The sequence below is a fragment of the Flavobacterium sp. XS2P24 genome (assembly GCF_030010285.1).
GTDB classification, from domain to species: domain Bacteria; phylum Bacteroidota; class Bacteroidia; order Flavobacteriales; family Flavobacteriaceae; genus Flavobacterium; species Flavobacterium algoritolerans.
Genome location: NZ_JASCRU010000025.1, coordinates 1 through 12,318 on the forward strand (window position 1 = coordinate 1; position 12,318 = coordinate 12,318).

Sequence of the window (12,318 nt, forward strand, 5' to 3'; positions counted from 1 at the left end):
TTATACCTAAACGAGTTCGTTTACAAGCTTAACAGACGGTATTTTGAGGAAAAATTATTCGATAGGCTAGTAATAGCAAGTATTACAGGATTATGATTAAAAACGGACAATCAAAAAAATTATTACTAAAATATAATTCAATATTATTTGCAATTATACTGTGCTTAATAGGAACAATTACTTCAAGTGCCCAAACTTGGAGTCCAGCCGCTTCGATGGCGGGTAGTCGTTACGCTTATACTGCGACACTTTTGTCCAATGGCAAAGTGCTGGTGACAGGCGGATCTAACGGAAGCAGCGAGTTAACCAGTAGTGAGTTATACGATCCGGTGACAAATACTTGGAGTATAGTTGCTTCAATGACGGGAAGTCGTCAAAATCATACTGCGACACTTTTGTCCAACGGCAAAGTGCTGGTGACAGGTGGATATAGAGGATTTAGTTATTTAAGCAGTTGTGAGATATACGATCCGCTAACCAATAGCTGGAGTATAGCCTTGTCAATGGCTGACAGTCGTCGATATCATACTGCCACACTTTTGTCCAATGGCAAAGTGCTAGTGACAGGAGGTCACAATTTAAGTGGTTATTTAAGCAGTTGTGAGTTATACGATCCGGTGACAAATACTTGGAGTATAGCCGCTTCAATGGCGAACAGTTGTCAATATCATACTACCACACTTTTGCCTAATGGCAGGGTGCTTGTGACTGGCGGGTATAACGGGAATAGTTTAAGCAGTTGTGAGTTATACGATCCGGTAGCCAATAACTGGAGTGAAGCCGTTTCAATGGCGGACAGTCGTCACTCTCAAACCGCAACACTTTTGTCCAATGGCATGGTGCTAGTGACAGGCGGAAACAGCGGAAGTAGTCTTTTAGCCAGTTGTGAATTATATGATCCGCAAACCAATAGCTGGAGTATGACCGCTTCAATGGCACGGAGTCGTTACGGACATACTTCCACATTTTTTCCTAATGGCAGAGTACTGGTGACAGGCGGTTTTACTAGTAGTTGTGAATTATATGATACAGTTACTGGTATATGGAGCACAACCGCTTCTATGGCAGAGATTCGGAGCTTTCATACCGCATCACTCTTGACCAATGGCAAAGTGCTGGTGGCAAATGGGTCGGGAGCAGGCGGTATTATTAGCAGTTGTGAGTTATACACCCCTTGTCCAGCACCTACATTTTCAGTATGTCCGTCAAATATAAAGGCCAATACAGAAACCGGAACCTGTGGAGCAGCAGTATCTTATACCGCTACTGCAATCGGTACGCCAGACCCTACAAATACTTATTCTTTCAGTGGAGCAACAACAGGCAACGGCAACGGTACAGGCAGCGGCTCCACATTTAATAGAGGACCAACGAATGTCTCTCTTACTGCAAGCAATGGGTGCGGAAGTGATACTACTTGCAACTTTACGGTAACGATTATGGATACTGAAAAACCAACTATTTTTTGCACAGCCGATGTCACCATCAATACGAAACTAGGATTATGCACAGGAACAGCTTCACTCATAAACCCGACAGTTCGCGATAATTGTAGTACTATTGGGAATGCATTAAATTTTGATGGTGGGTATGTTGATGTGCCAAATAACGTTTTACTTAACCCTGTCGATCAATTGACCATTGAAACCTGGGTAAAAAGAACATCCAGTGGCATCCAAGAAAGTTTGATAGAAAAATATGCTAATCAAACAAATACTTTTGGTTATTTGTTACGAATTACAAGTGCCAACAAAGCTTTTACTATGGTTTTAAATAATAGTTTTCAGGGTTCTGAACTCGCTGGCTCCACAACCATTTTACCGAATGTCTGGTACCACCTTGCGGCCACGTTTAACAGAAATACAGGCGTTTTAAAACTGTATGTAAATGGCATTCTTGATGGACAAATCACTGGTATAACCGGATTTTCCTCAACACCGGGTTCTCAATCGCTTAAAATTGGTGCAAGGGGTGATGATGCTGCAACGAGATTAACAAATGGTGGTGTAATTGATGAGGCAAGAATATGGGATATAGAGCGTACACAAGCTCAAATACAGGCTAATATGAATCGTGAGCTTAGTGCACAAGCCGGCTTGGTCGCTTTGTATCATTTTAATCAAGGTACAGCCGGAGGAAATAATTCTGCTTCACCCGGGCCAGCAGTTGACGCGGCAATTGATGCTTCGGGTAATGTATTTAATGGGATACTGAATGGTTTTACTCTGAATGGTTCAACTTCTAATTGGGTTATAGGAAAAGTTGATGGAGAGAATCTTAGTGTTACCAATGACGCTCCTGCAGAATATCCAATAGGAAACACGATAGTGACTTGGACTGCAACAGATGAAAGTAATAATTCATCAACCTGCACCCAAACTGTAACAGTCGTTGACGACCAGCAGCCAGTAATAACATGTCCCGCAGTATTGAACATAGACCGTGATACAGATGAAGGAGGAAATGCATACACGGCAGTAGGCACCGAGTTCGATGCGACAGCAACAGATAATTGTGAAGGAACATCACTCACTTATACATTAACTGGCGTTACAACAGGTACTGGAACAACACTCGCGGGTGCAGTATTTGAAAGTGGAATAACTACAATAACTTGGACAGCTACAGATGGCGCGACGACATCGGTCTCCTGTAGTTTTACTTTGACCGTTTTAGAAAATGTTAATCCGCAACTTCATTGGACTAACATTGCAGCTGGCGGAGATTCTTCATATGGTATAAAATCTGACGGTACTCTTTGGGCTTGGGGATATAATCAAGATGGACAAGTAGGAACTGACACTAATTGGAAAACTATTGCGGCAGGTGGTACACATGCGGTTGCTTTAAAAACAGATGGTACACTTTGGGCTTGGGGACAAAATGGTGGAGGTCAATTAGGAGATGGAACTACTATTGATAAAAGCAGTCCCATATTAATAACCACGGATACTAATTGGCAAAGCATATCAACGGGTGTTTACCATACTATTGCCATAAAAAACGATGGAACTCTTTGGGCTTGGGGATATAACGCTTATGGTCAGTTAGGAAATGGAGCTAACGCAGATATCACTATCCCGACCCAAATTGGTACAGATACAAATTGGAAAAGTATTGCTGGAGGGGCTTTTTACACCGTTGCCATAAAAACTGATGGCACTCTTTGGGCTTGGGGAGATAATACATATGGCCAAATTGGTGATGGCACCAATTTTCGTAGAAATATTCCTGTTCAAATTGGTACTGAAATCAATTGGAAGAGTATATCAGCTGGAGCCTATCATACAATTGCAATTAAATCTAATGCAACGCTTTGGACCTGGGGACAAAATGTTAATGGAAGGTTAGGTGATGGAACTTTTACAGATAGAAATAGTCCAGGACAAATAGGCACAGAGGTTAGGTGGCAAATAGCTGGAGCAGGTGGCAATCACTCAATTGCCAAAAAAACCAATGGTACGCTTTGGGCATGGGGATTTAATGGTGAGGGCCAATTAGGTGACGGAACAAATACAGAAAAAAATACTCCAATTCTTATAGGCACTGAGACCAACTGGCACAGCATAGTGGCAGGAGGAAAGCATACAATTGGATTAAAATCTGGAGGTATGGAGTTTTGTGCAACAGGATCTAACAATTCTGGTCAATTGGGAGATGGAACCAACATTTATAGAAATACCTTTTTGTGTATTCCCATTACTGACCCTTATGCTATTACTTGCCCGGTAGATAAAACAGTAAATATAGATTTTGGAAATAATACTGCGATAATAGACAATATTGATCCGATTCTAATACCCAATAATGCAGCTTATACTTATACATTGAGCGGAGATACAGTAGCAACAGGCAGTGGCACGGCAAGTGGATTAACTTTTAATAAAGGAGTAACCACGGTTACATATACGTTGACATCAGATGTCCCTAAAACCTGTAGTTTTATTGTAACGGTTTTAGAAAACGAAAATCCACAACTTCATTGGAAAAGTATTGCAACAGTCGGGTTTCATAATATTGGTATAAAAACCGATGGTACGATTTGGGCATGGGGATATAATATTAACGGTCAATTAGGAGATGGAAGTAATATTGATAAAAATTCTCCTTTAAAAATAGGTACTGATACCAACTGGAAAAGTATTTTAACTGGGAGATTTCATAGTGGTGCAATAAAAACTGATGGCACTTTCTGGGCTTGGGGGCAAAATGGAGGTGGTCAATTAGGGGATGGAACCAATATAGATAAAAATTCTCCTATTCAAATTGGAGATGCTACCAATTGGCAAAGCGCGTCGGCAGGAGAAGTTCATACTGTTGGGATAAAAACCGATGGAACGCTCTGGGCTTGGGGAGGAAATTTTGATGGACAATTGGGAGATGGAACCAATATAGGTAAAAACATCCCAGTACAAATAAGTACTGCCACCGACTGGATGAGTGTTGTGGCAGGACAATTTCATACTGTGGCAATAAAAACTGATGGTACGATTTGGGCATGGGGAAAAAATAGTCAAGGTCAATTAGGAGATGGAACCAATATCAATAAAAATACCCCCATACAAATAGGTACAGCTAACAACTGGAAGGTTATTTCAACAGGATATTTGCACACTGTCGGTATAAAAACTGATGGCACGCTATGGACTTGGGGATATAATATTTACGGTCAATTAGGTGATGGAACCAATATTAATAAAAATACTCCAATACAAATAGGGACAGCTTCCAACTGGAAGGCTATTTCAGCTGGGTATTTGCATACTGTCAGCATAAAAACCGATGGCACGCTTTGGTCTTGGGGAGGAAATTTTGATGGACAGTTGGGAGATGGAACCAATATAAATAAAAACATCCCTTTACAAATAGGTATTGATACCAACTGGCAGAGCTTATCAGCAGGAGACAACTGTACCACAGGTGTTAAAACCGGTGGTCTGCAGTTTTGCGCTACTGGATATAATGGAGAAGGTGAATTAGGAGACGGAACTTTTATCGACAAAAACAGTTTCATCTGTATTCCTATTAATGAACCATACACAATTAGTTGTCCAACAGATAAAATTACAAATACCGATACTGGGTTTTGCACTGCAATAGTATCTGATATTGATCCGATTGCAACTCCTACTGATTCGGCATACAGTTATTCCTTAAGCGGCGTTACTTCAGGTTCAGGTTCAGGTTCAGGCAGTGCCAGTGGATTAACCTTTAACAAAGGCGAAACCACGGTTACGTATACCTTGACAGCCGATGTTACCAAAACTTGTAGTTTTAAAGTAACGGTAAATGGGGAAGTCGCGGGAGCTTTGAGTTTTGATGGCATAAATGATTATGTGAGCATTTCACATAATCATTTATTAAAACCCTCTTCTCAAATAACCATAGAAGCTTGGGTAAACCCAAATACGATTCGATCCATCCGTCATTATGAAATTTATAGGAAAGATGACGAAGATGCAAGACATCTTTTAAGCTTTCAAGAATATGGTACTATCTTATCCTTTGGTTTGCAAATTGCGGGGGTTTATACCGAATTAGATGTGCCGATAAGTTATTCTGATTACGAAAATCAATGGGTGCACATCGCAGCAACTTTTGATGGAATAACCAAAAAAATCTATCGCAATAATATGCTAATTGGTTCTGAAAATAAAATAGGAGCAATTAGTATTGCAGGAACTTCTCCTGTTATTATTGGTGCATTTGGAGGTGGTGCAGAATTTTTTAACGGAAAAATAGATGAGGTTCGTTTATGGAACAGAGCCTTGTGCCTCGCAGAAATAGTAAATAATATGACGGGCGAATTGATTTTGCCGCAATCAGGATTAATAGCCTATTATAAATTTAATCAGGGATTTAGTGCTTGCAGCAATGCAGGACTGAGTAGTTTATTGGATTCGAGCGGTAATAATTTGAACGGGACCTTAAATAATTTTGCGTTAACGGGCTCAACTTCTAACTGGACTAATGGTACTGTGGATGGCATCAGTCCTAGCTTTGAACACACACCGCCTGTTATGACTTGTCCGGCAGCTCTTTCTGTAACTATTGATGCTCCGGCAACTACAGCCATAGTAAATTTTGCAGCTACGGCTACAGATGACTCGGGTATTTCATCCATTACCTACAGTAAAAACCCTGGAACAGCATTTCCTATAGGCATAACAACCGTAATTGCAACGGCAACAGATAATAACTGTAATACGATCAGCTGTAGTTTTGCTGTAACCGTTTTAGAAAATATAAATCCACAAATTCATTGGGTAAATATTTCGAGTGGAAGTGAGCACACGGTTGGTATAAAATCAGAAGGAACGATTTGGGCATGGGGAAATAACGCTATGGGACAGTTAGGGGATGGAACCTATGCTAACAGAAATAAGCCGTTACAAATAGGAACAGCTAAAAATTGGAAAAGCATAGCAACCGGTGCTTATCATACAATGGCAATAAAATCTGACAATACACTTTGGACTTGGGGATATAATTCTCCCGGTACATTAGGAGATGGAACAAATACTAATAGAAATACACCTATGCAAATCGGTATTTCCAGCAACTGGCAAAGTGTTGTTGCGGGGTTTGACCATACAGTTGCGATAAAAACTGATGGCACACTTTGGACTTGGGGGGGAAATGGAAATGGTCAATTAGGTAATGGGACCAATATTAGAGTTAATATACCTTTGCAAATAGGTACGGATACCAATTGGAAAAGCATAGCAGCAGGAGCTTATCATACACTAGCAATTAAATCCGACGGAACACTCTGGGCTTGGGGATTTAATGTTTATGGTCAATTAGGCGATGGTACAAATATTGATAAATTAATACCCATACAAATAGGTACAAATACCAACTGGAAAAGTATAGAATCAGGCTATTATAGTACTCAAGGTATAAGATCAGATGGAACTTTATGGGCTTGGGGATGGGGAGGTAATGGAAATTTAGGAGATGGGACTAATATTGATAGAAATATACCAATACAAATAGGAGTAGCAACTAATTGGCAGAGCATTGACGCTGGTTATGCTCATACGATTGGAATTCAGTCCGATGGCACGCTTTGGGCTTGGGGATTTAATGTTTATGGTCAATTAGGTGATGGAACTACTATCGATAAAAATATTCCAATACAAATCGGCAATTCAACCAGCTGGAAATCCATATCGACTGGGGCAATATACTCTGTTGGGATACAATCTGCTGGATTAGATTTTTGTGCAACGGGTAATAATGATTATGGTCAATTAGGCGATGGTACAAATATTGCCAAAAACAGTTTTGTCTGTATTCCTATGCCAGAACCCTGTATTTTACCAATGGCCAATGCCGGTTCTTCAGCAGCAATTTGTGCTGGAAGTAATGTTTCTTTAGGAACTGCAGCAGTAGCGGGAAATACGTATAACTGGGTTTCTAATCCTGTTGGCTTTATATCTACTGTGGCAAATCCGACCGTTAGCCCAACAGTTACCACCACATATACTTTAACCGAGACGGTAACTACTACGGCTTGCACAAAATCTAACTCCATAACCATTACCGTTAATCCTTTACCAGTTGTTACTTACGGATTATATTTATCGGTGTGCTTGAATTCAAATCCTTTTGTTCTGTTTGGAGGCTCGCCGTTAGGAGGGTTCTATTCTGGTCCAGGAGTAAGTTTCGGGATGTTTTATCCTCTAGTAGCCGGAGTGGGTACTCACTTGATTTTTTATTCTTATACTGACATAAATGGTTGTAATAGAATTGCCACTGGCACGATAACGGTTAACCAAATACCTATAGCCAGTGCCGGGGCTCCCTCAACAATTTGTTCAGGAGCCAATGTGATGATTGGTGCAGCAGCAGTGATAGGTAATACTTATAGCTGGGTTTCTAATCCAGCAGGCTTTACTTCTACTATGGCTAATCCAAACGTTAGCCCAACGGTTACTACGATCTATACATTGACAGAAACAGCTGCGGGTTGTTCAAAATCGAATGCTGTAACTATTACGGTAAATCCTTTGCCTTTAGCCAATGTGGGTACATCCTCTTCAATATGTTCAGGTGCTAGTATAGCTTTAGGCGCAACAGCTCTGATAGGAAACACGTATAGCTGGGTTTCCAGTCCAGCTGGATTTACTTCTACTTCTGCAAACCCGCTGGTTAGTCCAACTGCAACGACCACTTATACATTGACAGAAACAGTGACGGCTACAGGTTGTTTAAAATCTAATTCAGTAACAATAACAGTCAATCCTTTACTGATTGTTACTTTAGGGACATTCAGTCCAGTATGTATTAATACTACTTCTTTTGGTCTTACGGGAGGATTACCATCTGGCGGCATCTATTCTGGGAACGGAGTCAGTTTAGGTAGTTTTAATTCTTCGGTTGCAGGAGTGGGTACTCATCTTATCACCTATACCTATACCGATGGAAATGGTTGTAGTGACTCTGCTATAAGCAGTATTCAGGTCAATGGTCCGATTGCAAATGCAGGATTGGACACAACTGTCTATATTGGTTATACACAAAATAAATGTGCTACTCTAAGTGGTTCGGCATCTGGAGGTTTACCCCCTTATAAATACTTATGGAGTACGGGTGCTAAAACTGCCAGCATTAATGTCTGTCCGACAGTAACAGCCACCTACACTTTAAAGGTTACAGATGCCAGAGGTTGTTCTACTACTGATAATGTTGATGTAAAAGCGGTTGATATTACTTGTGCCAAAAACAGTGTGTATGTATGTCATTATAATGCTGTTACCAATTCTTATTCAGCCTTTTGCGTAAAAACAAATGATGTAAAAATGCATCTTGCTCATGGGGATTATCTGGGTACTTGTAGTAATACTATTAGTGTAGCAAAAAACATGAATACTTCTGATATAGAAAATAATGACACTTTTTTATTGTATCCAAATCCAACAACTGGTTCGTTTACAGTAGAAGTTTGTAAAAACGATGTTGTTGAGGAAGCAAAATTACAGGTTGCAAATGTTCTTGGACAAATTATTTATTCTAAGAAAATTTTTAAAATTGACGGATGCATTAAAGAAACCATTGAACTTAATCATGCTTTACCTGAGGGCACCTATTTTTTAAACTTAATAATTGGTAAAATTGTCGAAACAAAGAAATTAGTTTTGAAAAAGTAATCTAGTAAATAAAAAAGGTGTCGAGAAAACAGCTTCCTTTAGAAATTTTTTTCTCGATACCTTTTTTTCATATTATTAAAAACGACATTTTTTATCTCATCTTTTATCCTTTTACTACATCAAAAATAATCAAGTTGAAGATAATATCTGTGCAAAATACATGACCCGTAATTTGATCAAATAACAATATCCAAGACTGTTTATTTTTAATTAGGATAATTGCCCGTAATCAATTATCCCAATTTTATTTGTTTTAAATTAAAAATGTTCATTAATATACTAAAGGAACATTGTCAATATTTATTAGAGTTCAGGTTTCAGTAGAATAAAATAATGTTCATTATTATTTTAATCGTGGTGAAAGATACTATTTTGAACGAATATCAAAAATTTAGAATTGACGTATATCATTCAGCTTCGTTTTAACTTCAAAAAACAACCTTTGACATTTCGGTCAAAGTTTGTTGCTTTTTAGCGGGGAGTACAAGTTGATATTTCCTGCTCTAAAAATCCTAAATTATCAGATTTAAAAAACTAATTATGAAAAAACTAAACAAATAGACTTTATTTGATATGAGTGTTATGCGCTTGGCAATTATAGCTGAGTGTCCTAAAATATTAAATAACACTTATGAAAAAAAAGAACAGAAAATTGATAATGGTATGTTTCCCATAAATTATAAAGGGAAATTATGGAAGGACAAAGATTGTGATGATGTATTTTTAGCTTTTTACGAAGATAGATATAGTTTAAACTGTGATTGTGCCGTTTATATAATGGGCGGTGATTGGATATTTCCGGATGGAAACATACATAATGATGATGATGACTTTTAAGAGATCAACAACAAAAAGTTTCACTTCCAATAATATTGTAACTGCTTATACTTTTCATTATTATGAGAACCAATAATTAATAAACGTAGTCAATGTCTGAAATTTAAAAAGTTTCACTTCAATAACATTTTTAATCAATTTTGACTATTATAACAAATTGCAAACTAATGTTTGCGATTTGTTATATTTTTATATATCTTTAAAATCGCTAGCAACTAACGATGAAAAAATTCATATCTTACTTTAGGGTTTCAACAGCAAAACAAGGTTTGTCGGGTCTTGGTCTACAAGCTCAGAAATATTCTGTTACTAATTATATTGGTGACAAAGGTAAAATGATTGCTGAATTTACTGAAATCGAAACTGGTACCAGAAAAAAGAAACGAATTGAAATTTATAAGGCAATCGAATTGGCCCAAAAAGAGAAGGCTATTCTTATTGTCGGAAAGCTCGACAGACTCTCACGTGACGTCCAATTCACTTCAGCGTTATTCAATGCTGGAATAGAATTCATATGCTGTGATAATCCTAATGCGAATAAATTAACTATTCAATTGTTGGCTGTAATCGCTGAAAATGAAGCTGAAATGATTAGCAAGCGTATAAAAGAAGCTCTACAAGTTAAAAAGGAAAAAATTAATAAAGGAATTATTACCAATAAAGATGGTTCTGAAATGCAACCGATTAACGGAATAATTAGACTAGGTAATCCTCAAGGCTTTGGTGATTTTCAAAAACTTGGTGTTGAGAAAATCAAAGTTAACGCTTTAAACAATAAAGAAAATCTTCAGGCTATGGATATTATTTGTGATGCCCGAATCAAGGGTATGACATTCCAGCAAATAGCTGATAAATTGAATCGACTACATTATACTACCAGAAATGGAAAGATCTTCAATCCAATCCAAGTTCAACGTTTAAATAAAAGATGCAGCGAATTCATCAATAACTAAAATCTCTTATTGATCCCTTGATTTTGGCGCAAAATTTGGCCCTGAAAACCTTAGAAAAGTATCGTACTAAAAAAACAGTGGGTTTTGGTGTCAAATTTAACTCGATATATCCAATCCGAATTAAAAAATGTTAGTAAGCCAATAATAATAATAATAATTCATTTTGTATGGATTTGTGGTTCATTTGTTTTTTTACTATAAAGAAAATCCCAAGCACCATTTGAACTTCCCCCAAAATTTAGACTCTATTTGGGGTCACTTCACATGTTAGATTTTTTTATTGGAATTGTATTTCAAAAATACCGACTTTAACTTCTCAATTGATAAAAAACAAGCTATAGCAACTATTTCACTTTCGTTATAAAATCCTTTGTAGCATTAAAAGTCTGTTCTGAAGCTTCTTTGTGAGGGGAATGTCCTATGTCTGGAATGACAAGTTTTTCAGTTTTTCCGCGTACACGATTAATGGTTCTGTTAACTTGATCCAATGTCCCGTACTCATCTGCTTCGCCTTGGATAAAAAGCAAAGGACATGTGATTTCTTTCAATAAGTATTCTATGTTCCAGACTTTATAATCAGCGCTTGTCCAAGTCTCGGTCCAAGCCTTAAAGATACATTCTACTTTATCTCCATGATATTTTGCCAGACGTTCAGCTAAATTTGTTTTTTTGTAGCTATCCATTGCCTCGTAAATTCCTCTAAGCGTCACTTCTTCCACAAAAATATGTGCCGCTTCGCAGATTATAGCCTTAATTCTGTCTGGATACTTCGCAGCTGTAATCAATGCAATGGAACCACCGTCACTATGCCCAAAAAGGATAGCGTCTTTCACGTCGAGTTGAATCAATAATTTGTCTAAGAAATTAGCTTCTAGTTCAAGGTAATTTACAGGTCGTTTATGAGTTGGCATCGGATCGGATTTCCCATACCCTAACCGGTCATATACCAACATATTGCACTTTGTAGCTTCTGACAGTTTTTTCGGAAAATCTCTCCATAAGGTAACACAGCCCAAAGAATCATGCAAAAAAATAATGGTTGGACACCCATCAAAAGTATGGTAATATTCTACATAAATATTTTTGTAGTCTACTTGGATGATTTTAGCTATTGTATGTTCTTTCATAAAAAATTACAATTAGGGGTTAATATTTTATGTTGTTAAAAGTACGATTGCCTTTTATTTTATCTCCGTTTTTTGTCCTTTTTCAGAATAATAAATTGAATAAAACAAGTAGGAACTCTAAATAAAATCTATTAATAATTTGATAATCAACATCATAATCATACAGATAAAAAAAAAATGATAAATAAAGGAATTAAAAAAGAGGTCACCTAATTAAAGGCAACCTCTTTTAAACTCTGTAACAAA

4 protein-coding genes and 1 pseudogene are annotated in these 12,318 nt (G+C 37.7%); 4 read left to right on the forward strand and 1 reads right to left on the reverse strand.

The features are described from left to right. The 4 genes and pseudogenes from QLS31_RS13220 to QLS31_RS13235 form a co-directional block, all read left to right on the forward strand. A pseudogene (locus tag QLS31_RS13220) lies at positions 1-96 on the forward strand (IS1595 family transposase); the annotation flags it as partial. After that, a complete protein-coding gene (locus tag QLS31_RS13225; RefSeq protein WP_282744248.1) occupies positions 93-9,155 on the forward strand; it encodes a LamG-like jellyroll fold domain-containing protein in 9,063 nt (3,020 codons plus the stop codon). The pseudogene QLS31_RS13220 and the gene QLS31_RS13225, both read left to right, overlap by 4 nt. 573 nt (positions 9,156-9,728) lie before the next feature. Beyond that, on the forward strand, positions 9,729-9,992 hold the full coding sequence (locus QLS31_RS13230) for a hypothetical protein (protein ID WP_282744249.1): 264 nt from the start codon (positions 9,729-9,731) through the stop codon (positions 9,990-9,992). 221 nt (positions 9,993-10,213) lie between these two features. After that, complete coding sequence (locus QLS31_RS13235; protein WP_282744250.1) at positions 10,214-10,945, forward strand: recombinase family protein; 732 nt, start codon at positions 10,214-10,216, stop codon at positions 10,943-10,945. Positions 10,946-11,289: 344 nt separating this feature from the next. On the opposite strand, the gene QLS31_RS13240 is transcribed toward QLS31_RS13235, so the two are convergent. Continuing rightward, complete coding sequence (locus QLS31_RS13240; protein ID WP_282744251.1) at positions 11,290-12,072, reverse strand: alpha/beta hydrolase; 783 nt, start codon at positions 12,070-12,072, stop codon at positions 11,290-11,292. Between the last annotated feature and the right edge of the window lie 246 nt (positions 12,073-12,318).

Coding starts and splice junctions, on each gene's coding strand:
- QLS31_RS13225 (WP_282744248.1), top strand. CDS start 93: ATGATTAAAAACGGACAATCAAAAAAATTATTACTAAAATATAATTCA.
- QLS31_RS13230 (WP_282744249.1), top strand. CDS start 9,729: ATGAGTGTTATGCGCTTGGCAATTATAGCTGAGTGTCCTAAAATATTA.
- QLS31_RS13235 (WP_282744250.1), top strand. CDS start 10,214: ATGAAAAAATTCATATCTTACTTTAGGGTTTCAACAGCAAAACAAGGT.
- QLS31_RS13240 (WP_282744251.1), bottom strand. CDS start 12,072: ATGAAAGAACATACAATAGCTAAAATCATCCAAGTAGACTACAAAAAT.